This window comes from Spartinivicinus marinus, assembly GCF_026309355.1.
Lineage (GTDB): Bacteria > Pseudomonadota > Gammaproteobacteria > Pseudomonadales > Zooshikellaceae > Spartinivicinus > Spartinivicinus marinus.
In genome coordinates, this window is sequence record NZ_JAPJZK010000001.1 from 2,178,751 (window position 1) to 2,204,070 (window position 25,320).

Genomic DNA, 25,320 nt, shown 5'->3' on the forward strand with positions numbered 1-25,320 from the left:
AACCAGCTATCATGATCACTAAACCAAAGCAGTCTTTAAGTAGTCCCACCAGTCGTTAGTATAAGTTGCTATCAAAAAGCGCTTGAGTAGTGCGTTTTTATTTTAGCGCACCACTTAAGTGCATTGCTGTTTTATTTTTTTGAGCTTCCAAATTGCACTCACCCTGATTTTTCTGGTTTAGCCGAAAATTAGCGTGATGGCATGACTATTGCTACTGGTCGCGATGAAGCTGCGGTGAAATAGTCGTTGAGAAGTTTTTTGGTGCATTCATCTCAACCGGAGTGGCCAACAGTTTATTAATCAAAAGGATGATTCAAGCAGTGACTGCCGAACGAATGTTGTTTCTCAAGCTTAATTGATCAACATCAGTAAGCCTTTAAAGCAATAAGTTCTTAATAATTAAAACAAAACCCTATAGCTTGAAGTCATCCAAATACAACCAGTTAGACCGAAATCGGCTTATAGACCTCTGGAGAAAACAGCATGTCAGCGAATACTCTGAAGTTAATTGAAGAAAACGATGTAAAGTGGGTAGATCTGCGCTTTACCGACACCAAGGGAAAAGAGCAGCACGTTTCTATCCCAACCAGTGAAATTGATGCAGAATTTTTTGAGGTCGGCAAAATGTTTGATGGCTCATCAATTGCTGGCTGGAAAGGCATTAATGAGTCTGACATGATGCTGATGCCCGATGACTCCACTTCAGTTATCGACCCTTTTACTGATGAAAACACCTTAATTTTACGCTGCGACATTATTGAGCCTGCTACCATGCAAGGCTATGAGAGAGACCCTCGCTCTGTTGCTAAGCGTGCTGAAGATTACTTGAAATCAACTGGTATTGGCGATACAGCTTTCTTTGGCCCAGAGCCAGAATTTTTTGTATTTGATGATGTGAAGTGGAAAGCAGACATTTCAGGTTGCTCTTACGAAGTTAACTCAGAAGAAGCTCATTGGGCCTCTTCTGAAGCCTTTGAAGGGGGCAATATTGGCCACCGCCCAAGAGTAAAAGGGGGCTACTTCCCTGTACCTCCTGTGGACTCTCTCCATGACCTGCGTGCAGCTATGTGTGCCTCAATGGAAGCCATGAACCTGCCTGTTGAAGTTCATCACCATGAAGTAGGAACCGCTGGACAATGTGAGATTGGAACTCGCTTTAATACCCTGGTGAAAAAAGCCGATGAAACCCAAATTTTGAAATATTGCGTGCACAATGTTGCTCACCACTACGGTAAAACGGCTACTTTCATGCCTAAGCCGTTAGTAGGTGATAACGGTAATGGAATGCATGTACACCAGTCTATTTCTAAGAATGGTGAAAATATTTTCTCTGGTGACGGCTATGCGGGGCTTTCTGAAACTGCACTGTACTACATAGGCGGTATTATTAAGCATGCTAGAGCATTAAACGCCTTTACCAATGCTTCCACAAACTCCTTTAAGCGGCTTATACCAGGCTTTGAAGCCCCCGTAATGCTGGCTTACTCTGCGCGTAACCGCTCAGCTTCTATTCGGATTCCTTATGTAAATAGTCCTAAGGCTCGCCGGATTGAAGTACGCTTCCCAGACCCAACCGCCAACCCTTATCTGTCTTTTGCTGCCATGTTAATGGCTGGCCTGGATGGAATTAAAAACAAAATTCACCCTGGTGATGCTGCAGATAAAGACTTATACGATCTGCCACCTGAAGAAGCTGCTGAGATCCCAACTGTGGCGACCAGCCTAGAAGAAGCATTGGATGCTTTAGATCAAGGCCGCGACTTTCTAAAAGAAGGTGGCGTATTCAGTGATGATATGATTGATGGCTACATTGAGCTTAAGCGTGAAGAATGCGAGCGAGTCAATCAAACCACTCACCCTGTTGAGTTTGATTTGTACTACAGCGTGTAGCTAGCCGTAGCACTAAACGCTATCAGCACATCATCATAAAGCCCTCAGCTTGAGGGCTTTGCTACACCAGCGCTACCCATTTCCCAAAAGCCAACCAAAGCTTTCTCAGGTGTTCCTTACTTAACGAAAATTTCATTGCAGTTCAAAAACTGAAATGATGTCCACTTTATTAACTTTGCATGTCTATGGTTAAGGGTTTAGAGTTTTAATTAGTGTTGCACCCTAATTAAGTAGCATTTAGCACTTATTCCTTTCTAAGTCAGACAGGAACTCCCTCTTATGTTTAAACCAGCGTCATTACTATTATGTGCATTAACTGCCACACTACCTTGGGCAGCCAGTTACGCAGATATTTATAAAACCGTGGATGACGAAGGTAATGTTAATTTTACCGATGCTCCTGGAGACAAGCCTGCCGAGCAGGTAAAACTCAAGCCCAGCACCATTATTTCTCCTCCAACCATTGTGCCACCCGACCCTCAGGCACCTAGCAGTGCAGACAGTTTCAGCTATCGCTCTCTCACGATTAAAAAGCCAGTAAGTGGTGCCACCATTGCTTTAAATGGTGATGTAACTGTACTCGCAACTATCAGCCCTAGATTAAGACCAGCAGATAGATTGCAGCTAGTTGTCGATGGCAAAGCCCATGGCAATAAACAAAAAGGGTTAAGCTTTAAGGTCAAAAACCTAGGACGTGGCCCACATACTATTGATGTGCAGGCACTTAACTCAAAAGGAAAAATATTAAATACTGCTAGTGTAACGGTTTATTCACACAACCCATCAGGCATTAAAAACACAGCCACTCCTTCTGGTTCTCCATCACTGGCTCCACAAGCACCAATGGCTCCACAAGCTCCTACCGCCCCAAGAGCCCCAAACGCTCCGACTGTCCCTGCAGGAGGATAACCCTCCTTAACCAATAGTGTTTTTCCAAATACAAAGCACTTTAGGTAAATAGCGTCTAAAAATAACAGTAATGGACTTACAGATACTTCTCTCCAACAGAATGGACTCTTACTGTTATGTTATTAAAAACAACTTCTTTGCTTTGCATGTTGATTGCCTTGCTTGCCATTACTGCCAGCCAGGCCGAAATTTATAAAGTGGTGGATGAAAGGGGGAATATTAATTTTACTGATGAGCCTGGGGATAACCCCGCAGAGCCAGTAAAGTTAAAGCCTAGCAGTATTATCTCACCACCTCCCGTTATACCAATTAACAACCAGGTTTCCGAAGCAGAAGGCCAGCGAGGCTATAACTTTTTTACGATTAAACAGCCACTGGAAGGAGAAACCATTCGAAATGCAGACAACCTTAAAGTCAGCACTGACATTTCTCCCAAACTAAAAGCAAGTGATAGCTTACAGCTTTATTTAAATGGAAAGCCTTATGGTAAGAAGCAAAAAGGCGCAAGCTTTAGCCTTGCTAATATCGATAGAGGGACCCACGACGTATCAGTGAAAGTGTTGAATGAAGAAGGTAAAGTGCTTAACAGTGCCAGTGTCAAAGTGCACCTTAAACAAACTAGTAAACTACTACCCAAGCCAAATCCAACACCAGTTCCACCTTCACCCTAAATTGAGTAACTGGCCAGCTCAGTGTTCGATATGAAATAGCAGTAAATTCTAAAAAGTAAAAATTTTGATACTGTCAGAGGCAAATTAGAACTTTTTCTAATAGAAGGTATTCTGAATCAATAACGACTAAAAATAATATACTCTTCGCGAATAAGTTTTATTTTATGGAATTCTTTTTATGCTGAAGCCAACATCATTGCTATGGGCTCTAATTGTTATCCTACCCTGGACAGCGAGTTACGCTGAAATATATAAAACCATTGATAAAGATGGCAAAGTGGTTTTTACAGATAATCCTGAAGGCAAGCCAGCTGAGGAAGTTGAGCTAAAAAAAGGCAACACTATTTCTTTGCCCCCTGCCAAGTTACCTCCACCAGGCAAGTCATCTGGTATTAATAGCAAAGGGTACAGCTACCGCGAACTCACCATTAAAAAGCCAGCCCAAGATGCAACCATCAGAGGTTCTGGAAACTTCTCTGTTTTAGCAACTATCTCGCCCAACCTAAGGCCTGGTGATAGTGTTCAACTTTATATTGATGGCAAACCCTATGGCAGCAAACAAAAAGGGCTGCTGTTTAACCTGACCAATATCGACCGCGGCACTCATAACATTGTAGTAAAAGTACTCAACTCCGACGGGCGCGTACTAAACAGTGCTAGTGTTACTGTGCATATTCATCGATCCAGCGCCTTACTAGACCGCAACAAGACTAAGCAGGCTAAAGGGGGAGATAGCTCCCCCAGCCTGCTTAGCAGGCTTAAGGCGCTATTGTTTTAGCGAATATTTTAGGGCATGTCCTACATGTATTAATGCCCAACTTTTTCACTTCCTCTTGCATTATCCTTTCCTTTTAGTGCACCATCACAGTGCAACTTCTTATATAAGCTGTGCCTCTACAACAGCAGACAGCCACAAACAATCAGGAATAGTTGACGTTTTATACGAAGAGCCTACAAGCCAATGCACTCCTCCAACAATACTGTTTAGCTTTATTGGCTTGGATTTTGCTGACACTTATAACTTTTTTATTTATTAACTATAAAGATAATGTCTGACCAATTATTGGAGTTCTTAACCACTGCCGTATTGGAGATTGATCAGCAGCTTAGCCTGCTTTATATCAACCCAGCTGCAGAAATGCTTTTTGCAGTGAGTGGCAGTCAAGTGACAGGTGCTGCACTGGAAGCCTTATTTGTTGAGCAGCCATCGAACAAACCTGTTTTTTTAAATGCCCTCAGTAGTGGCCAGCCTTTTACCAAACGAGAGGCCACCCTGCACTTACCCAATGGCCAACTGTTGACTGTGGACTATGCCGTGACTCCGGTTACCAATGGTAGAGATAGCTTAGTCATGGAGATTCAGCCTCGTGATCGCCTACTAAAAATAACGCGGGAAGAAGCGCTGCGAGAAAAACAAGAGAGCAGCAAGCTGTTAGTACGTAGTGTTGCTCATGAAGTAAAAAACCCGTTAGGGGGCATTCGTGGTGCAGCACAGCTGTTGGCAAAGGAGCTACCAGACAGTGCACTACAGGATTATACCCAGGTTATTATCGAAGAAACGGACCGCTTGACTAACTTGGTTGATAGAATGATAGGACCAACCAAACCTTCCAAACTAGGCCCCTGCAGTATTCACGAAGTATTAGAGCGTGTCGCTCAACTGATTCTGGCAGAAACCCACAACCAACTGACTATTATCAAAGATTACGATCCTAGCATCCCAGATGTAATGGCTGATATTGAGCAGTTAATCCAAGCTATTTTAAATATCGTGCGCAATGCTTTGCAGGCTATTCAAACTGTAATGCCCCTCAACGAAGGTATGATTACCTTTAAGACCCGAGTTTTACGTCAGTTTACTATCGGCAACCATCGCCATCGGCTGGTTTGCCAGGTAAACATAATGGACAACGGCCCAGGCGTACCTGCCAATATTCTTGAGCATATTTTTTATCCACTCGTCAGCGGCCGGGCAGAAGGCTCAGGCCTGGGCTTATCGATTGCTCAATCGATATTACAGCAACACCAAGGAATGATTAGTTGTGAAAGTGAGCCTGGTAAAACCTGCTTTAGCATGTACTTACCCATTCAATCATTAGTACCTTCACAGCCCATAACACCTGACAAATCAACAACTCGATCATCAATAAAAAGGAGAGCTCATGACTGTACGTGATTCTGTGTGGATTATTGATGACGACCGCTCCATCCGCTGGGTATTAGAAAAAGCGTTGCATCAAGCCCAAATTGAGTCACTCAGCTTTGACTCAGGCAATCACATTCTCACTAAGCTAGAGCGGCAACAGCCTCAGGTAATCATTAGCGATATTCGGATGCCAGGTATTGATGGCTTGTCATTACTACAAGATCTGCAAGCTCACTACCCTAAAATTCCAGTTATTATCATGACAGCCCACTCTGATCTAGACAGTGCAGTCTCCTCATACCAGGGTGGAGCTTTCGAGTACCTACCCAAACCCTTTGATGTGGATGAAGCGGTTAGTCTGGTTAAACGCGCTTTAGCCCATGTTCACGAGCAAGAAGTTGAAGCGGTTCAGCAGCAGTTACCAGATGCTCCAGAAATTATTGGTGAAGCCCCTGCTATGCAGGAAGTATTTCGGGCTATCGGCAGGTTGTCTAAATCAAACATCACAGTTTTAATCAATGGTGAGTCAGGCACCGGGAAAGAGCTGGTCGCTCAAGCATTACACCGGCACAGTCCAAGGGCAAGCAGGCCTTTTATTGCGTTAAATATGGCTGCTATTCCCAAAGACTTAATGGAGTCAGAGTTATTTGGCCATGAAAAAGGCGCATTTACTGGCGCCGCCCAGCAACGTGCCGGTCGCTTTGAGCAAGCCAATGGCGGCACTCTATTTTTAGACGAAATCGGGGACATGCCAGCAGATACCCAAACTCGGCTGTTACGTGTACTTGCTGATGGTGAGTTTTATCGAGTAGGTGGTCATACTCCGATTAAAGTGGATGTCAGAATTATTGCGGCAACTCACCAGCATTTGGAAAAGCTGGTAGCCAAAGGCAGCTTTCGAGAAGACTTATTTCACCGGCTAAATGTTATTCGGATTCATATCCCCAAGCTACAGGATCGACGCGAAGACATACCATTGCTGGCCCGCTATTTCTTAAACCGAGCCGCAGAAGAATTAGCAGTAGAAGCCAAAGCACTGAAACCAGAAACCGCCGATTTACTATCCAAATTAGACTGGCCAGGAAACGTCAGGCAGTTAGAAAATACCTGCCGCTGGTTAACCGTAATGGCTTCCAGCCGCGAAATTCTACCAACCGACCTGCCACCAGAATTACTGGAGCAGCCTAACACTCCAATCCAAAATTTAAATTGGGAGCAGCAACTCAGGAACTGGATCGACCAAGAATTAGCCCTCGGCCACCGACAAATTTTGGATATTGCTGTGCCTGCATTTGAACGCGCGATGATAGAGGTTGCTCTAAAGCACACAGGCGGTCGCCGTCGCGATGCTGCTCAGCTGCTTGGTTGGGGCAGAAATACCTTAACCCGCAAAATTAAAGAACTAAAACTGGAGGTAGGGGCAAATAGTCTAGCGGATGATTAACATCCGCCCCTCTTTTTTACTTCTATGGTTGTAGCCGCTCTATTGACCACCCCGCCTCACTCTGACTATAAACCAATCTGTCGTGTAACCGGTTCGCTCTGCCCTGCCAAAATTCAACTTGTTCAGGCACTACCCTAAACCCACCCCAAAAGCTAGGTAGAGGAATATCACCCTTAGTAAACTTGCTCTTCATCTGGGAAAAAGCTTGTTCTAACAGCTGACGAGAAGAAATTTTCTGACTCTGCTGAGAAGCCCAAGCAGCCAGCTGGCTATCTCTAGGGCGACTCAAAAAGTACTTGGTTGCTTCCGTAACAGATAATTTATTGGCAGTTCCATTAATAATGATTTGCCTTTCTAAAGGCAACCAACCAAAGTGCAGGCAAACATTAGGGTTTTCGGCTATTTGCTTGGCTTTCTTACTTTCTAGGTTGGTGTAAAACACAAAGCCTTTTTCATCAAATTGTTTTAACAATACAATTCGCTGGCTTGGCCGCCCATCCGCACCTACGGTAGATAAGCACATAGCTGTTGGATCAGTGGAGATCTCAGCATCAATGGCATCCTTCAACCAGTGACGAAACTGCTCTATTGGGTCATTACGAAGGTGCTCTTCAGATAAACCTGCTCTTAGATACTCTCTACGCTCTTGACTGATATCCATTATGTTACGCCTATATACTCTTCACTAATGGTACACCCACATTCAAAGGATTCATTATTGTAGAATCGTTAATAGCATTATACTACTGAGGATTTTCTAAAAATCGACTTTTCGAGACTATAAAATGAATAAACCTCACGTCTTATTTTTACCTGGAATGCTTTGCGATCAGCGGGTTTGGCAATACCAAATTGATCATTTAAAAGACATATGCCAACCAGACTTTCTCGATTTACGCAATTATAGCCAATTCGGCCAAATGTTATCGGCTATTGCCAAAGCCAGTACCTTTGAATCAATTATTGTCGGTTTTTCTATGGGTGGATATCTTGCACTCGAATATGCACTACAAGGTGAAGTGCTATTTAGTAAGCTGGCTATTATTGGTACCACAGCAAAAGGCTATCCAGAATCAGAAAAAAACATGCGCCGCAAACTGCTAAGCCAAATACAACAAGGGCAGTATACTGGCATGAATCAGGAGCGGTTACGCTTGATGGTTCACCCTGATCAATACAGTAATGAAGAGTTGTTAAACCTGATCAAACAAATGGAGCAAGATGCAGGAGAGCAAGTTTTTGTCAACCAACTCACTGCCACCTTAAACAGAGAAAATCGTGAGCCTTTATTATCGGGAATTCAGCAACCAACACTGCTTGTTGGGGCTAAGCATGATCAAATAGCCCCACACAAAGCCATTTCAACCATGGCTAGCTTAATTCCTCACTCTGAATTACATATATTGGAAGACTGTGGCCATATGATACCTTTAGAGCAGCCACAAATATTGACAAAAATATTACAACAGTGGGTTACAGCTTAAGGCCTCTTAGTTATTTACAGACAAAACGACATTATTTGGGCTATCGTAAGGCCGAGCAGATATCGTAATACTGCTCAACACTTTCAATTAAATGAAAGTGTTGAGCCATTTTTGTTAACTTAATTAGACCATAAGGCTGGCTATTTAACCCCATTAAAAAAGCCTGACGTCCTTGCCCTCTGACTAACTTGCACAAGCAAAGCAGAACTCTTAAACCCGCCGAGTCAATGTAAGACACTGTGCTTAAATCGATAACCAGGTCTTTATTCAGGTCTGCTAATAACCTGTTTAATCTGAGCATTAGCGGACTACTTGTTTTATAATCAAGATCAAAATGAAGCTTAACTAAATAGAAACTATGTTTTTCAGATACTCTAAAAACCTGCCCCATCAGCAACTCTTTCAACCAACTATCTTCAATCAACTATCGTATAATAATTATACGCAGCTATTGTTTCTTTACTTATAAAAAATGCGGCTAGTTTTTAGCATGCTTATAACTCTACACGAAGTAACTCTACTGAAAGTAACCCCATACTAAGAACTTAAATTTTAATTATAGTCATTATTTTTTAATAAAAATCAAATAACTCACCAGAAGAACTCTTATCTTCCTCTGGTGGTTAACAGCAACAATCATTCACAAAGAATGTTAGTCATTTACGAAGACTATAGTTACTTAATTTTCATCGTGGTTGAACAAGTCACATTATACGGCAGCACAATCGCTTGGACTTTAATTTCTCCTCCCTTAGGGAAATACGAGTAACCTGGTAAGAAAAAATTAGCTGCGGTGCCTGAAACATTACTTGATGACGAAGTTCGTTGGTCAAATTGTTCATGCTTCCAGCCACCTGTGGTAGGCAATACCTCAAAAACTTTTACTGTATATTTTGAAAAAGTCCCTCCTGCTGATCTAACCCACACTTTATGATTTTTATTTTTTTCTACTTCTTTAGGCGCTTGTAGCTTGCAACCTGTTGCCATTAATTCAGCAGGTACGTCAAAATCAAATTCTTCATAAGCACTAGTTTCACCGTCATCAGCACTCGCTAATTGCCCCATAAATGCATAAGCTATTCCTGCTGCCATACAAATTAATTTTGTTTTATTCATTTTCAATTTCCTTTTCAGTTTTTTCCCTCGCAACGAAGATTAGATTACTTAACAAAATAGTTCTAACCCATTTTCGCTTATTCAACAGGTTAAATTTCGATCAACATAGATCAAATCAAGAAATTAAGGTGTGAAAATAAAAATACCAACTAACTTTTAATACTAAAGTGTTATAGATTTCAAGTTCGACCCTCTTGACTACAATTAGCGATAACTAGCAACGTCTGGGCATTACTGAATGCAACGTATAGGCACTTTTTTCATATTTTTACTTCTTTTTGTTGTAGTTAGTTACCCTTTATTAGCTGCTCAGAAGCTAACCCTAACCGTTGCCACACTGAAGGATGGCAACCACCGTTATTATCATGAGTTGCTAAGGCAATCCTTAACACTTGTTGGTTATCAATTAACAATTAACCACATCCATGATTTATCGCAGAAGCGTATTGCGATCTTTTTAAAGCAGGGCGTTATTTCAGTACACTGGTTTATTAAAGCAACTTATAGAGATCAAACTTTTGTTCCAATAAACATAGGTATTACCAATGGATTAATTGGTAAGCGAGTATTACTTATCCCTAACAGTCAGCAGCATATATATCAACATGTAAAAACCTTGGCCGACTTTCGACAGCTACAAAAAACTGGTGGTTTTGGTGAAGGCTGGTTTGACGTATTAGTCTGGAAATATAATCAACTACCTTATCGAGTCATTTCTGGAGACTCACAAGACATTTTTTTAATGGTTGCTGCCAGAAATCGTGGTATCGATTATTTTTCAAGAGGGGTCAATGAAATATTAGCAGAGTCAGTTTTATACCCTGAATTATCTATTGAGCAACAACTGTTACTTCGTTACGACCGTGACTTTCAGTTTTACTTATCACCCACCTCAAGACAGTTAAAACCCCTAATAGAAACTGCCCTGATAAAAGCCAAGCAAACCGGCTTAATTGATCGATTGGTTAATCGATATTGGCAGGATACATTCAAACAACTCAATTTAGATCAAAGAGTTGAACTGAAGCTTAAAACACCACCATCTTAAATGATTATTAATGTTTCTTTTTAATACCTGACTGTAATATTTCGGCTAACCGTTTTGTACCAGGACCTGCTTTTTCTCCCAACCTGACCACCATATAAATAGGCAGCTGACGCCGCTGTCCAACAGCTAAGTTTAGAGGCTTTAATACCCCTTCTGCTAACTCAGTTTCAATATAACTGACTGGTAACCAGGCAAACCCCATTTTTTCTTTTAAACAACTAACAGAAGTAGCAAAATGACTGACTGTCCAACGCTGTTCTGCTGCTAGCCATCCTGCATCTTGATTACGCTTTAAACCCGAGTCTCTAATTACTATTTGACGGTGTTTTTTTAAGTCATTTTCACTGATAGGTGATGTTTGCTGATGTAACGGATGATCTTTATGCGCAACGGCTAAAAAGTCTATTTGAAATAGCATGGCACCTAAAAATCCAGTGGGTACCCTAGGTGATAGTAAAATATCTGCCTCACCAAATAGTAAAGCTTCATCGGTACCAGACAAACTGGTTTCTAAAAGTGTTAGCCGACAGGTAGGGTATTCATTGTTAAATTGATTCAGCCCGGCTAACAACCATTGCCTAGGCACCAACAAGTCAACTGCTATTTTTAATTCTGGCTCAACCCCCTGAGCCAGTGTTCGAGCTAGATCTTCTAACTCATTAGCTTGCTGGATAAGTTGCTTCACTTGTTGATATAGTAACTTTCCCGCGTTAGTCAGCTCCGCTTTGCGCCCTTGCTGCTCAACAATCCTGACTGGTAACAACTCTTGTAACTTGCTAATACTATAGCTAATGGCAGATTGACTTTTATTCAGCGCTTCAGCTGCCTGATTAAAACCGCCATACTCAACTACAGCCTGCAAAGCTAACCAGTACTCTATTGATACTCTAGGAACCTTCATCTATTGCTACCCTATCTGCGACTACTCTGCTTCACCGCCGTTGCTTTTGTTTGGGTTTGCTAACTAGCATCCACTTAAACACATCTAATAATTTAATCAAACAGGGCTATTAATTCCAACTATTAATCAGTTTTCTAAATGTAAGATTGAAGCATATTCATGAAACCAGGAGATACCTTAGTGAAACAAATTCTGCAAATTAACAGTAGTGTCTTTGGTAGCCAAGGAGAGTCTACTCAATTAGCCAACCAGTTAGTGAGCCAGCTAGCCGAGCAACATGGAGCTAATGTAATGGTTAGAGATGTTTCTTCCAACCCCATACCTCATCAGGATGCAGGCTTTCTTCAGGCATTAAGCTCACCGGCAAATACCAGATATAAAGAGCAACCAAGCAAGGTGGCTTTTGCAGATCAACTGATTGAAGAGCTACAAATTAGTGACATATTAGTTATTGGACTCCCCATGTATAATTTTAGTGTTCCCTCAACCCTAAAATCATGGTTTGATCATATCGCTCGTGCTGGTGTTACTTTTAGATACACTGAAAACGGTCCAGAGGGTTTACTAACAGATAAACAGGCAATTGTTATAACGACACGAGGAGGTATCCATAAAGATACTATTCTGGACACTGAAACACCTTTTGTGAAAAGCTTTTTAGCTTTTATTGGTATCACCAATGTTTCATTTATCTATGCTGAAGGACTTAATATGGGTGAAAAAATTAAAGCTCAAGCATTAACTGAAGCAAGAAATCAATTAAAAGAGCTTTTACTAAATTAAAATGATTATTCTTGAGTACTCCTTACTCAGGAGCACTCAAAATTAATGTTTCATTTACAAAACAACACTGTTCGAAAAAAATTATTTTGTCATATATTATTCACACCTCATTACACATGAAGACACATGAATTCTTTTTAAGAACTTTTTCAGTTTATTCTACAACAGTATGATATAATTAAATATAGGGTAATCTAGAAGTGTTTTTTGTTTCTTCCAGGCTGTAAAATGAAAGTGATTACTGGTGATTTAATTAAATTAGTTGCTGATGGATATTTTGATGTAATTATTCATGGTTGTAATTGTCAGTGTACTATGGCAGCAGGCATAGCTAAAACAATCAAGAATATTTTCCCAGAAGCCTACTATGCAGACTGTGCCACTACCAAAGGGGATAGAAGCAAACTTGGCACAATATCTTACGCAACCGTTGAGCTTCTCAGCCATACTTTAACTGTTGTCAATGCTTATATTCAGTATGACTGGCGTGGCCCTCAGATCAGAACTGACTATAACGCCGTTCGATCTGCCATTCACGAAGTAAAACATCAATTTAGTGGCATGAGAATTGGCTATCCATTATTTGGTATCGGGCTCACGAAAGGTGACTGGGAAGTGATTGAAATTATTCTTTCTGAAGAACTAGAAGGAGAAGATCATACCCTTGTCGTAAACACCAATAAGTAAGCATATTTTATTCTAAAAAAAAGCCCCCTATAACAACTAGTTCTTACTATCCCTATCTATATTTTTAGCTACTGGCACTATCTCTATCAAACTTATACATTTATTAATGTCACAACTTTTAAATAGTACGAAAGGTACAAAAGACCACCATGCCCATCAGACCTCTCTTGCTGATAGCGCTTTTAAGCTTACCTGCCTTCCTCTCCGCAGATATTATTTTTCAAGCTGGAAATAGCTCTATTGTTGCAAATAAAGCTGACATTCTTGATGCAGCCCTTGGTCGCTCAAGAGCCGAAGAGTATGTTGTTCACCTAGAGTTTACCATTGAGTTTGGTAGAAACCTTTTTCTGTTTACTTCTAAAAACCTGGGAAAACCCCTTACTATAAAAGCATTTGGTACGCTTGTGGGTAAACCTAAAAAACTGGAATACAGTTATACTGATAGAATTCAAATTACTAATCTAAACAAAAAAGAGGCCGAACTATTGGTAAACAGTATAAAGGAGCAAGAAAATTAACTCGCTCCTTCGTTATTCTCCCTTCACCAGTGATTTCTAGATTTTGATTAATTAGTTAAAGTTTCCGTAGTAAAAGACACATTCCAGTACGGTAATACTTTTACTGTTACTTTTGCGCCACCATGAATACCTAGCGCAGTTAAGCCCAAAGCAGGGGCCAGCTGACTCACCATATCCCCCTTAGCAATTCGCCAAAGCTGCTGCTTATTCATATTACAGGTTTGCAAAGTAACCTTCTGTTGACTGCCCTGCTCATCAGCCAAGCTCAAGCACTTATTTTTATCCCTTTGAGGGTGTAGTCGCCCATCACTATCAAGCCACCAAAGTTGCAAGTTTGGTTCATTACAATGCCATAACTGCAAAATATTTTTTTGGTTAGCTTCTCTATACAAGTCCAAACACAAATTGTCACCAAACTGAATTGCTTGATAGAACTTATCAGACAAGAAATCTTTCGCCTGCTCGATAATATTTTCGCCTTTCAAAGGCTTCTGTTTGAGTTGTTGTGCTGTGGGAGCCTGCCACTGCCAGCTGCCTTTCACTCTGGCCAAAACTCTGGCATTCGCTTTATTACTTTCTACATCTAACACCAGTTGCTTATTAGCCAAGTTACTGATTACACCATTTTCTATTCGCCAGCGTTGTGATAACTGATGGTTACAAAGCTGCATTGCCACCATTACGGCGGATAGTGTACTTTTCTTACCTGGATCAAGGCACATATCCACAGAATGTTGAGGTCGCAACCGCCCGAAGTGGTCTATTTGCCACTGCTGATTTGAGCTGTTATCACATTGTTCAATCACTACAGGGGCATCAACATTCACTAATCCAGCAGCGACGGATAAACATAAGTCACCTCTGAACTTTATTGGTACAAAGTCCGTTACTGATGATAAGTTTGCTTTATCAACAGATTGCACCTGTTTAGATGACGGTTGCTGATGGTTGATGACTTTCAATTGCCGCTGTCGATCTGGAGCTTCCTCAGCTGTTACCAGAGACAACTGGCTACCTGCATTGTTATCAGTGACAATGAGTCGCTTATTCTCAGCTACAGCAATCAGTTGTCCTGCTTGTAACTGCCACTGCTGGGCAGGTGAATCTGAACACTCATTGATAAACACCCGCCCCACAGGGTTAATGCTGGTTGCAGCTAAATATTGTAAACATTTGTCATCGGCCAGCTGGCTATGCAGTCGGTTTTGCTCATCAAACCACCACTTTTGATATTTTGCATTAATACAGCTTTCCAGTTTTACTGGCGTATAGTTATCACTACTACTCCACAACACCCCTAAACATAAACCATTTGCAAACTGCAGCAGAACAATCTCTTTTTCAGGCTGCGTAGGTATAGGTGGATTATTTTTAGGGATAACTGGTTGTGTTGCAAAAGCAGATAATGAAACCTCTGTTCTTAGTCGCTCGTCTGCAGCTACCAATTGGCTTGGTGTTACCAGTGATAAAAACCAAATGACTATTACAGCAGATAAAAAACCATTAACCAAAAATAAAGAGCCGAGAACAGGGTACATCTTGTAGCGCATACTTATTCCATTTAAACAACACAAAAACTACCGCTTTACGAGAGCTGATAGCGCTTACCTGATAGAATTTCATTCAAGCAAATAACAACAATCCTATTTTTTACAAAGGCGCCTTTTATGCGTAGATCTTGCTTTATTCAAATACTTGCTACGGAGTTAACCGCTTAGCTGCTCAAGAAATAAGCACCTTTAGCTTGAACATACAAAACACAAATGATAAAAAAAATAACGAGCAATAGCTGGAAGTGGCGCACGCTGTGGCGCTTTAATTGCTTAAGTCATATATAAAACCAACAGTGCCTTCTGCCCTCTCTATTCTGCCAATCACTATAAAGCAGTAACAACCAATTATTAACCAACAGATAATCCGTAAGCGGTTTTCAGCATGGAAGTGATATGGTTTTAAATAACACTTTATCGACTTACAACAGTTAATTTTTAGTGACATTTTTACGTAATATTTGCTGTACTATCCCATTATCAACAGCTAAGGTAATAAATAAGATGGCTGACTAGCCTCATCATCTAAAGGTATTACTGTTAAAGCTAATTTACAGTAATAGTACAGGAAAGGTGCTGACCATACAGAAGCGTAAACGCTTCAATAATTACAGGCATCAAATAAGCCTGATTCAATAATAATACGAATCAGACAATCAGCAGAAGGCTCTGCAAGTATTTGAACCAAAGCGAACAGTTGCCGGATACGAACAGTAATAAAATAATAGTGTCAAAACAACTGTAGCTCTATAAAAATCAGTCAATCATTATTATTTGTTGTAAGCACTGCAGTGACAGGTATGGCTATGGTTTTAGCACTCATCGAACAGGCTCGAGTATTTGCTACAGAAGCCCATGCAAGCATTAATCAACGTCGCCGCTTTACGGACGATCCTTATATCGTCCATCCAGAAGCAGTTGCAAAACTAGTTGCTGAAGTTACCGATGAAGTAGTCATGATTGCTGCTGCCTGGCTACATGATGTCGTTGAAGACACCCCTGTTACTCTATCCGATTTACGCAATCAATTTGGAGAAGACATCACCCAGCTGGTCTATGAAGTCAGCAAGGTTAGTGGTGATGTGGCTGGTGACAAGGTTTTGAAAAAAGCACTTGATCGCGATCACTTTGCTCAGGCTTCACCCAGGGGAAAAACTATCAAACTAGCTGATATGATTGATAATTTAACTTCTGTTGTACAATCGGCCCCAGAGTTTGCCAAATCATATGTTCCAGACAAAGCTCTGTTATTGCCTTTATTAAAAGAAGGCGACAACACCTTATATATACGTGCAACCACCGTACTTGAGCAATGTGAGCGAGAGCTTTACAAAGTGTTTGGTGATCTTTACAAAGATTATTAAAAACTGTAAAAATACTAATTCACAGTACTCCCAACAATATAGCCAAAGTGAATGGTTTTTAGGGGCAGCCGCCAAGCGATGAAGCTCCATGAGTTTATGTTTTTCGACGACAACAACTCCTAAAAGTCATTCGCGAAGGGTATAGGGAGTATTTAGAAGCCGCTTTCATATAAGGATAGCTCCCCATATCTAATTCAGCTATAGAGCACTGCATCCTTATTCCTGGTATGGATGGTACTGGGCTTATATATAATGACTTCCAGCAGTCTCTGGCACATCTAAATATCCACCTAACTATTCTTCACTACCCAACAAATCAGGTATTAACCCAACCAGAACTCCTAAATCAACTAGACTCTGCCCTGCAGCAACAAAATAGACCTGTTTGGTTAATTGGTGAGTCATTTGGGGGGCATCTTGCTTATCAACTCGCCCAACAATACCCAGAAAAAGTAAATGGACTGATTTTGGTTGCCTCTTTTTTGACTCCACCTTTTTTCTTGTTAAAACTAACTCCAACACTACTGATTCAAGCTAGTTGGTTACTACTACAAAAAGTGGGTTTACTAAGAAAGTTGGCTATATCTGTATTACTGAATAAAAGCTGTTCAGATATCATCAAAGCAAAGCTAAGTAACGCGATTAAACAAGTTGATGCAAATGTAATAGCATCGCGATTTATCCAAATCAAACGGTTAAATATAAAATCTGGACAAAACAATTGTCACTATTTAAAGCCAACGTCTGACCTATTCGTTAGCAATAAAGCTATTCACCAATTAAGTCAGCTGTTTAATAAAAGCATCTGCTACCCAATTAAAGGCACTCATTTCTTACTGCAAACCAATCCAGAAAAATGTGCAGAAGTTGTTTATAAAATCATTCGCGAAGAGTACACCTGTCAGGAAGATGGAGATGTCTTTACCGGAGAATAGCTTGATACCAGTTTTAACATCTTAACAATCATCCACAAAAACAACAGTGGTAATAAAATTGTCTGTAGTATAAAGCTGGCTATAAGTTTAATAATATCCTCAAGCGCTTGTTCAGAAATTACTTTTAATTGTTTCATTTTCTCAACAGGATTAAATTGAGTTGTAAATTGCTCCATATTATTTTTCAGTTTTTCCCAAAATGATTCTGGTTGAGTTTGTAAAGCCTGTTGTTGTGCCTGATGATAAGCTTCAATTTGTTCTGTTGTGTCTTGTAAACGTTGGGTAGCAGCCTGCTGTTCTGTTGCAAAAAAGCCTAAATACAACGCTTGATTAAATAACACCATTAACACCACCGCATAACGCAGTATGAATAGACAAGCAAATAATTTTGCACTCACCAGCCACCATTTGAGGCCAATGTCTTTGATAAACCATAACGCAAAAAGATAAAGAACCCCACTGATTGCCAACAATACGCTCATTAAACCCGTTGCAATTAATTCATTAATCAGTTTTTGAATCCCCAACGAGGTGGTGCTAACCAACATCACCCAAGAAAAACGTTCAACCAAATCATTAACTGGATCTAAAATTTCCCCCGCAGTAATGGTTACCCCCACTCCAACTGGCTGAATAGAAACCTCTGTACCTTGAATAACCGAGATCACCCCATTCAGTAAACGCGCAGTCGCAAACGTCACCGCCGCCTGTTTCAATTGCTGATCCGTTAACTCCGATGCCTCCTTATCCACCCAAGTCAACCAGGAGACAGAGCACATCAAGATCACTAACAAACTAATCAAACACTTCCAACGAGCCTTCATACTTCCCCCATTATGACAGCCGAAAAGCTGGAAATATGAGGTAATAGGCTGTTCTGCAGCTGCGGTCGGGATACCGCTTTAACTCTAAAGGCCAGGGATGAACTTGTAGAGCGGCGGAAGAACAACCTATTAGCTCATATGTATTAACCAACACTTTTCGCAACATCCAATATTGCTAGTAATTGAGGTTAGTTATAACACAAATTGGTTATAAGTTCGTCAATGCAAGACCGTAGCGACTCAATGAGGCTGTAGAGCATCATTAGAGGTATAATTGATGGGGCTTACTTCATTTGCTTTATAGGAAAACCAGCGCAATGAGATCATTCGCATTTCTACAGGGGCTTGATAGAGATCTTCAAGAGAACCTGCTCAAACAACTGCGTGACCTGTGGACCCATACATCTACTGCATTGGAAGGCAACACCCTGACTCTAGGGGAAACCAAATTTGTCATTGAAGAAGGCTTAACCGTATCCGGCAAACCAATCAAAGATCACCAGGAAGTGATTGGCCACGCCAAAGCCATCGAAATCCTTTATAACTTGTTGGATAAACCCGTTACCGAACAAGATTTATTCGACCTGCATAAAGCTGTGCAAACAGAAATAGTGAGTGATATTTATAAGCCACATGGCGCTTGGAAAGTAGAGCCCAATGGCACCTATGCAGTGAATAAAGAGGGTAAACAAACCTTCATCGAATATGCTTTTCCCAGCGATGTTCCATCATTGATGAACCAATGGTTAATAACAATCAATCAATACAACAGTGAAAATCTATCTTTAGATACCGTAATTGAAGCCTATGCAAAAATTCATATGGGGTTTGTTCATGTGCATCCATTTTGGGATGGTAATGGCCGAATAGCCAGATTACTGGCAAATTTACCCTTATTAAAATCCGGCCATGCGCCCATGGTCATCGACTCAACTAATAGAAAAGAGTACATAGAAGTTCTAGCCGAATACCAGCTTGAAATAGGTACCTTAGATAAAAACACCGACCTATGGCCAGATGAAAGCCTGCTAAAACCATTTATTGATTTCTGCAAAACAAGCTATCAAACCACATTAGATTTAATTGCAAATGCCAAGAAACAGCAGAAAAAGCGGGATGCTAAAAAATAATCTTTTTAAAATTTAAATAAAAAAGTGGCACTTCCTTATGCCACCTAAATGATCAATTATTACTAATCAATCATTTATTTTATTATTTTGGTTGCCAGGCCGTTGCTAATAGTGGAGATATAGCAGCCAGAGCTTCTGGCGTTAAATTACCATCAGCCGTTTCATAATCATTGAAAGCCGCCATGGCCTGCACCAAGTTATCTAGCTGAGACAAATCAAGCACTGAGTTTTCAGTTTCGATTTTATCAAGCTGATAATTAGCACCAGAAAACCAATTTTGGATAGTGGTTTGATCAGCAGAACCAATAACATCAACAATCATATTGTTACCTTGTTTTCTAAACCAAATATCGTTTTTGGTTAATTGGGTTAGTTTTAAGGTATCGGTGCTTTCCTTGTTACTGTCGTAGTTATTGATCCGGTCTTGACCATCGCCCCGGCCAAAGTGGTAGGTGTCATTGCCTGACTTACCTTCTAAATAGTCATTCCCAGCATGACCAGTTAACTCATCATTTGTACCAAAGCCTGACAGCTGATCCACTCCATCCGTCCCCTCTATATACCGACTCTTGTCGTGCAAATCGGCTGTCGTCCAAACACTCCCCTCAGCAAACTTAACTTGGTCTAACTGGTAGCTACTGCTATGGAAAAAATCCCTTATCGTAATGCGGTCATCCGTACCAATAATCTCCAGGTACAGGTTTGATTGATTACGGCTCACCTTAATATCCGCGGGTTGGATATCTGGCCCAAACTGTAAAGTATCTACACTGGTTTTGTACTGGCCGTCATAGTTATTAATGGTGTCATGGCCATCGCCGCGGCCAAAGTGGTAGATGTCATTGCCAGCCCCCCCTTCCAGGTAGTCATTACCTTCACCACCATACAGTTCATCATTACCGGCACCACCTTTCAGCTCATCATTCCCCTGCATCCCTACAATAAAATCATTTTTATTAGAGCCATGCAGATTATCGTTTGAAGAAGAGCCTTCAATATCAATGATGCCTAGGGATTTAAATATTGGGTTAGAAAAAATATGCTCTGATAATCCATTATCAATAAAAGCTTGTTTTAAAGTTTCTGTGGTTGAAGGTGATATTTCAACTAAAGCCGTTAATACCAATAACAGTTTATTAACGGTTTTTTCGTTTGTTTTATTCGCTTCAATTTGTTGGGTGTAATATTGGTAGAGTTTTTCTGCACTTTTTTCAACATCAAATGCTGCAACCAATACATCCTTATCGAAATTATATGTCAGCTGCGGTAAAACATCTTCAAGCACACCGTTGGCTACTGCAAATTTAACAGATAAGTTCCGGTAAATTTCATTCCAAGCTTGCTGGTATAATTTTCCTGTATTTTTAATTTCTCCATTTTCTCGCCACTGGCCATCACCTAGTCGTAGCCGATCAATACCCGTATATTTTTTAATAACACCTAATTGTTTTAAGGTCAGCTCTACGCCAGCTAATGAAAACTTAACTGATTGTGTATCTTCATTTGCTTGCAACTGTGGTTCTGAATCAATATCAGTAATGGCTATGTCGTTAACATTGGCCCACTGATATAGCAGCGCTTCAAATGCTTGTGGGTTGGATAATATTTCCCCATCGTTTACCTGATTAATAACACTTTGTTTTAGATTATTATCCAAAGCCATTGCTATTTGCAGGTCTGGCATCAGCCCATAGCCTTTTATATTAGCAACTTGCTTCACATCATCTGTAATTTCAACATCGCCAACATAACGACTAAACTCTGGTCGAATAGCAAACTCAACATCACCAACTAATCCAGACTCAACTAGTTTACCTTCTTCACCATTGGCATATTCAAAGCTACTTTCACGAACGACACGGCCATCAGTATCTGTCTGGTTAATGACGTCACTATAATGCAGTTTAATACTACTAATTTCCTTATCAGTAATTGCCGTTAGTTCATCTTTTTGGCTATTACCATCGCCATTTGCATCTTGCCAAATCTGCAATTTCTCAAATGCTTCATCTTGGTTATTAATTACACCATCATTATTTGAATCAAGTTCTGATAGCTCTTCAAAACCACCTTTTTCTAAGCTACCAAATAACTCAGAAATATCGTTAATTTTGCCATCTTCATTACGGTCATAAACTAAAAGGCCATCATCCTTACTTACCCATGACGTTTTAGTAGCAAAACCATTTCCATCCAAATCAAAGTACGCTTGGCTATTGGCTAATTCTGTTAATTCAATACCATCGCCATCTAAGTCTAAAATCAAAGGGTCACGGGGAATACGCTCATTAGCACCACCATTACCTTCGCCAGCAGGCTCAGCACCTTCACCGCCATTACCTCCTTCAGAATTACCTGGTTCTGGTTCAGCAGGGCCACCAGGCTCGCCAGGAGCAGCAGGCTCTGTTGGTTCCTTTGGTTTATCACCGTCTGGATTTAATAAGTCCGCACCAGGCCCAGCAAAACTATTACCATCCGGGTTTACACGAGTACCGTCGGGTAATGGGCTACCCGTTAAATCTGTGCTTTCACCACCTGGTTTGATAGGTGTTCCACCAGTGAAACTGTTAGGACCATCTCGTCGTATGTTAGGGGGAAGCTTGATTCCATCATCATTAGACGAGCTACTATTACTTGAATTGCTACTGTTAGATGAGGTATTTGAGTTGCTACTATTAGAATTCGTGTTTGGTTCACTTGATGAGTTAGAAGAAGAGGAACTACTATTTGTTGCACCTGGCGCTGTCTCTGATGCAGACTCAGAGTTTGTTGGGCCACTAGGTTCAGGACTTTCAGCTGGCTCTACAGGTATATCATTATCATCATTGGTATCCGCATTTTTTTCTTCCATATAGTCTTTATAACCATCCTTGAAAGAGGTAAGCCCATGCTTAAGAAGAGAGTTTGTTTCTTGATCAGACAAAGGCTGGTGACCATGTACTTCTAGTCTTTTATTTAATACATCTATTTCTTGGCTTCTTTCATATTTCGCTCTAAGAACAATAGCTTCAAGAGTTGCAACTTTATTATAGGTTGAATATCTACCGCCTGTAATACTATCTAAAACTGATGACAGCTTTGATATATTATTAAGTAAGGTTGAGCCAGTGGTTGGCTTAATGTAAGCCCCTAAGGCACGTCCATTCTTTGTCATTAATGAGTTAATTTGATTTAATGAAATATTTATAAGCTGTTGTCTTGTTCTTTGTCTCATGAATACAACCTGATATAAGTTAAACAGTAAATTTGCTCAACATTAGAGCCAAAATAATTAAATATATAACTTGTTATTTAGACACTCTTACATTATTTACTTTCTCTAACAACCATCTCCATTACATCCTCCTGAATCACTAAACCCTCCACCAGCTGTTTTATTCTCACCTTTATAAAAAAATGAAACAGAGCCAGCTAGTACCAAAATCAATAGCTCAAAAAAGCCATTAAATATCGAATAAACAACCAAAATAAGTAATACGATAAGCACACAAGCCTTCATTCTTAATTCCTAACTAATCTTCATATAGTGATAAACTAACCCTATATATATATATCCAGCACAGTGTTACTTAACTATTTTTTTTACAAGAACAGTGCTATAAAAAAATATAAGTGATATATAGACTTCCAGAAAAGTAAGTTGGCAATAAATAAGTTAGAGCTTATTACAGAAATATTATAATATGCCCTCAGCAAGAAGAATATAAGACACATAAAGTTTGCGGCTTTATGTGCATGGGGGGAACAAAATGGATTTTTTACTTAAACTCACTAACGCACAAAAAAAATTGTTCGATAGCGAGCTGAAAAAGTCAGAGAAAAAAGGCAAGTTTAATGAAATAAAGCGAATACTAGCCTTATTTTCACTGGCAGATGGCCATTGTAAAGAGATAGTTGCTCAAGTGTTGAAAGTAAGCAAAGAAGCTGTACGACAATGGCTGAATGTTTACCTGAGTAGTGGAATAAAAGGTTTGCTGGACAAACATCGATCAGGAAGACCATCAAAACTAACAAAGAGCCAGAGAAAAGAGCTTTGTAAGTTGATTAAAGACGGTCCGGGTAAATCTGGCTTCCCAGGAGCCTGCTGGCGATCGCCTATGATCCAGCACTTAATCAAAGAGCGATTCAACGTATTTTATAGCGCCAAATACCTTAGTGAGTTATTAAAAAGCCTTGGTTTTTCGTTCCAAAAAGCCAAGTTCGTGGCCAGCAAGCAGAATAAAGAAAAGCGTCAGGAATGGCTTGAGAGGCAGTGGCCAGAAATACTCAAGCGAGCAGGTAAAGTGAATGCTTATGTTTTGTTTGGTGACGAATGTTCGTTTCCGCAGTGGGGAACTTTAAGCTATACCTGGGCACCTATCGGGCAACAGCCTGTGATTGAAACCACAGGTAAAAGGAAAGGGTATAAAGTATTTGGACTCATTGACTATTTTACAGGCCGATTCTTTTCAAAGGGTGTAGAAGGTCGCCTGAATGGAGAGTGCTATATTGAATTTTTAAAGGAAGTTTTAAAAAATACCAGAAAACCAATTATTCTTATACAAGATGGGGCTCCCTACCACAAAGGGGCAGTTGTGAAGGATTTTATCAAGAAACATGAAAAAAGGATTAGTGTATACAATTTACCCAGCTACTCTCCCGATTATAATCCAATTGAGATGTTGTGGAAGAAGATAAAAGAAAAAGGGACCCATTTGCAATACTTCCCAACATTTGAAGATTTGGTTGGTAAGGTCAATGAGATGCTAGTGAAATTTGAAAATGCACCCAAAGAGATTTTAAATTTATTTGGATTATACGACGAGTTATTGGACGCATAATCAGAATTTTCGTTGCAATTTAATTTTCTGGAAAGCTATAGCACAACAGCTACCAAACACCCACATAACAAATGCTTGACACAAAATATTTTCTACAGCTAATAAGCTAAAAATGTTTTCTGTAGTATCTGCAGCATTACGTGCAGCATCTACTGGGAAGTAGTGCAAGCAATTAAGAGTTATAATTAAGAAAGTACTTTGTAGTAATGACTTAGTTTTAGCTTTCCAGTCACTACCTCTTTTTTCAATAAAGTAATCCTTACCCTTTGAATTCAGTATTGTAATAACGACAACTGGATAGAACATCAGGGTAATAACAAAACTTAAGATGGTATAGTTAGTTGCCTCAAGCAACGATTTAAAATAGGGGGAAAAGAAAAAAATAATATCTACTATTAGCTTAAGCTCTCGGTGACTATCACCCAATTCACCACTGGAAGGGAAAAGGCTCAGACACCAGAAGCCGCCAATTACCATTGAAAATAGTGCAATTACCCTCAAACAACTTTTCAGCAAATTTGACTACCTTTTGCCTGACAAATACTCTTAAATAAGCAATGGATGATACCAAAATAAGTAGATTAATACTACTTGTGCCATATAATAAACAACAGCAAACAGATTAATTATCAGCCAACAGTTAGCGTATTTTACAAGATGTTACAAATTTTTTGTTAGAGGAGCTTTTGAAAGCTATTGTCGTATAAAACTCATTCAGCTTCGTCCTCCTCAGCAGGTCGTCATAAAAGCAAGTGGATATGGGGTATTCTGTCGCTTTAACTCTTGATGGGCAAGTTTACTACTGTGAAACTTGCGGTAGCGTCTTTAATTGATATAAAAGCGCTACTGGAACCAAGGATGGCACTTCAAGAGCGGCGAGGAATAGCCTGTTATCCCATATCGAACACAAGACTTATTTCCAACACCCTTTCGCGACAGCTACTTTGAAGAAGAAGGAGGCCAGGGGGATTTTAATTTTATCGTAACAGGAGAGCAGGTTGTTTAAAGTATTTTGAATAAGTTTTATTAAATCCCCCTCAATCCCCCTTTTTCAAAGGGGGAAGTTGGATTGTGCCAGAGTTATTACCCTTACCCCAGCC

24 protein-coding genes are annotated in these 25,320 nt (G+C 40.2%); 15 read left to right on the top strand and 9 right to left on the bottom strand.

The window, feature by feature from the left end; all coding sequences use genetic code 11:
• Positions 1–483: 483 nt before the first annotated feature.
• The 6 genes from glnA to ntrC all read left to right on the top strand — a co-directional run bounded on the left by glnA (position 484) and on the right by ntrC (position 7,060).
• The gene (gene glnA / locus OQE68_RS09795; protein ID WP_180568904.1) at positions 484–1,890 is read left to right on the top strand and encodes a glutamate--ammonia ligase; all 1,407 of its coding nucleotides are present in this window, start codon (positions 484–486) and stop codon (positions 1,888–1,890) included.
• A 279-nt stretch (positions 1,891–2,169) separates the two neighbouring features.
• The gene (locus tag OQE68_RS09800; protein WP_180568905.1) at positions 2,170–2,799 is read left to right on the top strand and encodes a DUF4124 domain-containing protein; all 630 of its coding nucleotides are present in this window, start codon (positions 2,170–2,172) and stop codon (positions 2,797–2,799) included.
• A 116-nt stretch (positions 2,800–2,915) separates the two neighbouring features.
• The gene (locus OQE68_RS09805) at positions 2,916–3,470 is read left to right on the top strand and encodes a DUF4124 domain-containing protein (protein WP_180568906.1); all 555 of its coding nucleotides are present in this window, start codon (positions 2,916–2,918) and stop codon (positions 3,468–3,470) included.
• A 178-nt stretch (positions 3,471–3,648) separates the two neighbouring features.
• Entirely contained in the window at positions 3,649–4,248 is a 600-nt protein-coding gene (locus OQE68_RS09810; RefSeq protein ID WP_180568907.1) for a DUF4124 domain-containing protein, read from the top strand.
• A 270-nt stretch (positions 4,249–4,518) separates the two neighbouring features.
• On the top strand, positions 4,519–5,646 hold the full coding sequence (glnL, locus tag OQE68_RS09815; RefSeq protein ID WP_180568908.1) for a nitrogen regulation protein NR(II): 1,128 nt from the start codon (positions 4,519–4,521) through the stop codon (positions 5,644–5,646).
• Positions 5,633–7,060, top strand: coding sequence for a nitrogen regulation protein NR(I) (gene ntrC, locus OQE68_RS09820; RefSeq protein ID WP_180568909.1), 1,428 nt, complete (start codon positions 5,633–5,635; stop codon positions 7,058–7,060). Before glnL ends, ntrC begins: the two co-directional genes overlap by 14 nt.
• 22 nt (positions 7,061–7,082) lie before the next feature.
• On the opposite strand, the gene pdxH is transcribed toward ntrC, so the two are convergent.
• A complete protein-coding gene (gene pdxH / locus OQE68_RS09825) occupies positions 7,083–7,721 on the bottom strand; it encodes a pyridoxamine 5'-phosphate oxidase (protein WP_180568910.1) in 639 nt (212 codons plus the stop codon).
• 124 nt (positions 7,722–7,845) lie between these two features.
• On the opposite strand from pdxH, the gene OQE68_RS09830 reads away from it, so the two are divergent.
• Positions 7,846–8,544, top strand: coding sequence for an alpha/beta fold hydrolase (locus OQE68_RS09830; protein WP_180568911.1), 699 nt, complete (start codon positions 7,846–7,848; stop codon positions 8,542–8,544).
• A 40-nt stretch (positions 8,545–8,584) separates the two neighbouring features.
• On the opposite strand, the gene OQE68_RS09835 is transcribed toward OQE68_RS09830, so the two are convergent.
• Positions 8,585–8,935 (bottom strand): STAS domain-containing protein, encoded by a 351-nt coding sequence (locus OQE68_RS09835; protein WP_180568912.1) that lies wholly within the window; start codon positions 8,933–8,935, stop codon positions 8,585–8,587.
• Between the two features lie 284 nt (positions 8,936–9,219).
• The gene (locus OQE68_RS09840; protein WP_180568913.1) at positions 9,220–9,660 is read right to left on the bottom strand and encodes a hypothetical protein; all 441 of its coding nucleotides are present in this window, start codon (positions 9,658–9,660) and stop codon (positions 9,220–9,222) included.
• Positions 9,661–9,898: 238 nt separating this feature from the next.
• Here OQE68_RS09840 and OQE68_RS09845 point away from each other — a divergent pair, with 238 nt between their 5' ends.
• The gene (locus OQE68_RS09845) at positions 9,899–10,708 is read left to right on the top strand and encodes a membrane-bound lytic murein transglycosylase MltF (protein WP_180568914.1); all 810 of its coding nucleotides are present in this window, start codon (positions 9,899–9,901) and stop codon (positions 10,706–10,708) included.
• A gap of 7 nt (positions 10,709–10,715) precedes the next feature.
• Here the strand turns inward: OQE68_RS09845 and OQE68_RS09850 are convergent, their stop codons facing one another.
• Entirely contained in the window at positions 10,716–11,609 is an 894-nt protein-coding gene (locus OQE68_RS09850) for a LysR family transcriptional regulator (RefSeq protein WP_180568915.1), read from the bottom strand.
• 180 nt (positions 11,610–11,789) lie between these two features.
• Between OQE68_RS09850 and OQE68_RS09855 the strand changes: the two genes are divergently transcribed.
• The 3 genes from OQE68_RS09855 to OQE68_RS09865 all read left to right on the top strand — a co-directional run bounded on the left by OQE68_RS09855 (position 11,790) and on the right by OQE68_RS09865 (position 13,597).
• Entirely contained in the window at positions 11,790–12,392 is a 603-nt protein-coding gene (locus tag OQE68_RS09855; protein ID WP_266195594.1) for an FMN-dependent NADH-azoreductase, read from the top strand.
• Between the two features lie 228 nt (positions 12,393–12,620).
• Entirely contained in the window at positions 12,621–13,079 is a 459-nt protein-coding gene (locus OQE68_RS09860; protein ID WP_180568917.1) for a macro domain-containing protein, read from the top strand.
• 149 nt (positions 13,080–13,228) lie between these two features.
• Positions 13,229–13,597, top strand: coding sequence for a hypothetical protein (locus OQE68_RS09865; protein ID WP_180568918.1), 369 nt, complete (start codon positions 13,229–13,231; stop codon positions 13,595–13,597).
• Positions 13,598–13,644: 47 nt separating this feature from the next.
• Here OQE68_RS09865 and OQE68_RS09870 read toward each other — a convergent pair whose 3' ends face one another.
• Positions 13,645–15,147 (bottom strand): ricin-type beta-trefoil lectin domain protein, encoded by a 1,503-nt coding sequence (locus OQE68_RS09870; protein ID WP_180568919.1) that lies wholly within the window; start codon positions 15,145–15,147, stop codon positions 13,645–13,647.
• 800 nt (positions 15,148–15,947) lie between these two features.
• Here OQE68_RS09870 and OQE68_RS09875 point away from each other — a divergent pair.
• On the top strand, positions 15,948–16,511 hold the full coding sequence (locus tag OQE68_RS09875; RefSeq protein ID WP_255490879.1) for an HD domain-containing protein: 564 nt from the start codon (positions 15,948–15,950) through the stop codon (positions 16,509–16,511).
• Between the two features lie 227 nt (positions 16,512–16,738).
• Positions 16,739–17,446 carry an alpha/beta fold hydrolase gene (locus tag OQE68_RS09880; protein WP_180568920.1) on the top strand — a complete coding sequence of 236 codons (708 nt, stop codon included), beginning with the start codon at positions 16,739–16,741 and terminating at the stop codon, positions 17,444–17,446.
• Here OQE68_RS09880 and OQE68_RS09885 read toward each other — a convergent pair.
• Entirely contained in the window at positions 17,413–18,270 is an 858-nt protein-coding gene (locus OQE68_RS09885; RefSeq protein ID WP_180568921.1) for a hypothetical protein, read from the bottom strand. The genes OQE68_RS09880 and OQE68_RS09885 overlap by 34 nt on opposite strands.
• A 317-nt stretch (positions 18,271–18,587) precedes the next feature.
• Here OQE68_RS09885 and OQE68_RS09890 point away from each other — a divergent pair, with 317 nt between their 5' ends.
• Positions 18,588–19,400, top strand: coding sequence for a Fic family protein (locus tag OQE68_RS09890; RefSeq protein WP_180568922.1), 813 nt, complete (start codon positions 18,588–18,590; stop codon positions 19,398–19,400).
• Between the two features lie 82 nt (positions 19,401–19,482).
• Here OQE68_RS09890 and OQE68_RS09895 read toward each other — a convergent pair whose 3' ends face one another.
• Together OQE68_RS09895 and OQE68_RS09900 are read right to left on the bottom strand one after the other, a co-directional pair.
• The gene (locus OQE68_RS09895; protein WP_180568923.1) at positions 19,483–22,614 is read right to left on the bottom strand and encodes a calcium-binding protein; all 3,132 of its coding nucleotides are present in this window, start codon (positions 22,612–22,614) and stop codon (positions 19,483–19,485) included.
• Positions 22,615–22,719: 105 nt separating this feature from the next.
• A complete protein-coding gene (locus OQE68_RS09900) occupies positions 22,720–22,899 on the bottom strand; it encodes a hypothetical protein (RefSeq protein ID WP_180568924.1) in 180 nt (59 codons plus the stop codon).
• A gap of 250 nt (positions 22,900–23,149) precedes the next feature.
• Here OQE68_RS09900 and OQE68_RS09905 point away from each other — a divergent pair, with 250 nt between their 5' ends.
• Positions 23,150–24,220, top strand: a complete 1,071-nt coding sequence (locus OQE68_RS09905; RefSeq protein WP_266195515.1) for an IS630 family transposase — start codon at positions 23,150–23,152, stop codon at positions 24,218–24,220.
• Here the strand turns inward: OQE68_RS09905 and OQE68_RS09910 are convergent, their stop codons facing one another.
• On the bottom strand, positions 24,221–24,736 hold the full coding sequence (locus OQE68_RS09910; protein WP_180566409.1) for a hypothetical protein: 516 nt from the start codon (positions 24,734–24,736) through the stop codon (positions 24,221–24,223).
• Between the last annotated feature and the right edge of the window lie 584 nt (positions 24,737–25,320).

Excerpts from the sequence above, each read along its gene's own strand:
- glnA (WP_180568904.1), top strand. The coding sequence starts at position 484 with ATGTCAGCGAATACTCTGAAGTTAATTGAAGAAAACGATGTAAAGTGG.
- OQE68_RS09800 (WP_180568905.1), top strand. The coding sequence starts at position 2,170 with ATGTTTAAACCAGCGTCATTACTATTATGTGCATTAACTGCCACACTA.
- OQE68_RS09805 (WP_180568906.1), top strand. The coding sequence starts at position 2,916 with ATGTTATTAAAAACAACTTCTTTGCTTTGCATGTTGATTGCCTTGCTT.
- OQE68_RS09810 (WP_180568907.1), top strand. The coding sequence starts at position 3,649 with ATGCTGAAGCCAACATCATTGCTATGGGCTCTAATTGTTATCCTACCC.
- glnL (WP_180568908.1), top strand. The coding sequence starts at position 4,519 with ATGTCTGACCAATTATTGGAGTTCTTAACCACTGCCGTATTGGAGATT.
- ntrC (WP_180568909.1), top strand. The coding sequence starts at position 5,633 with ATGACTGTACGTGATTCTGTGTGGATTATTGATGACGACCGCTCCATC.
- pdxH (WP_180568910.1), bottom strand. The coding sequence starts at position 7,721 with ATGGATATCAGTCAAGAGCGTAGAGAGTATCTAAGAGCAGGTTTATCT.
- OQE68_RS09830 (WP_180568911.1), top strand. The coding sequence starts at position 7,846 with ATGAATAAACCTCACGTCTTATTTTTACCTGGAATGCTTTGCGATCAG.
- OQE68_RS09835 (WP_180568912.1), bottom strand. The coding sequence starts at position 8,935 with ATGGGGCAGGTTTTTAGAGTATCTGAAAAACATAGTTTCTATTTAGTT.
- OQE68_RS09840 (WP_180568913.1), bottom strand. The coding sequence starts at position 9,660 with ATGAATAAAACAAAATTAATTTGTATGGCAGCAGGAATAGCTTATGCA.
- OQE68_RS09845 (WP_180568914.1), top strand. The coding sequence starts at position 9,899 with ATGCAACGTATAGGCACTTTTTTCATATTTTTACTTCTTTTTGTTGTA.
- OQE68_RS09850 (WP_180568915.1), bottom strand. The coding sequence starts at position 11,609 with ATGAAGGTTCCTAGAGTATCAATAGAGTACTGGTTAGCTTTGCAGGCT.
- OQE68_RS09860 (WP_180568917.1), top strand. The coding sequence starts at position 12,621 with ATGAAAGTGATTACTGGTGATTTAATTAAATTAGTTGCTGATGGATAT.
- OQE68_RS09865 (WP_180568918.1), top strand. The coding sequence starts at position 13,229 with ATGCCCATCAGACCTCTCTTGCTGATAGCGCTTTTAAGCTTACCTGCC.
- OQE68_RS09870 (WP_180568919.1), bottom strand. The coding sequence starts at position 15,147 with ATGCGCTACAAGATGTACCCTGTTCTCGGCTCTTTATTTTTGGTTAAT.
- OQE68_RS09875 (WP_255490879.1), top strand. The coding sequence starts at position 15,948 with ATGGCTATGGTTTTAGCACTCATCGAACAGGCTCGAGTATTTGCTACA.
- OQE68_RS09880 (WP_180568920.1), top strand. The coding sequence starts at position 16,739 with ATGGATGGTACTGGGCTTATATATAATGACTTCCAGCAGTCTCTGGCA.
- OQE68_RS09885 (WP_180568921.1), bottom strand. The coding sequence starts at position 18,270 with ATGAAGGCTCGTTGGAAGTGTTTGATTAGTTTGTTAGTGATCTTGATG.
- OQE68_RS09890 (WP_180568922.1), top strand. The coding sequence starts at position 18,588 with ATGAGATCATTCGCATTTCTACAGGGGCTTGATAGAGATCTTCAAGAG.
- OQE68_RS09895 (WP_180568923.1), bottom strand. The coding sequence starts at position 22,614 with ATGAGACAAAGAACAAGACAACAGCTTATAAATATTTCATTAAATCAA.
- OQE68_RS09900 (WP_180568924.1), bottom strand. The coding sequence starts at position 22,899 with ATGAAGGCTTGTGTGCTTATCGTATTACTTATTTTGGTTGTTTATTCG.
- OQE68_RS09905 (WP_266195515.1), top strand. The coding sequence starts at position 23,150 with ATGGATTTTTTACTTAAACTCACTAACGCACAAAAAAAATTGTTCGAT.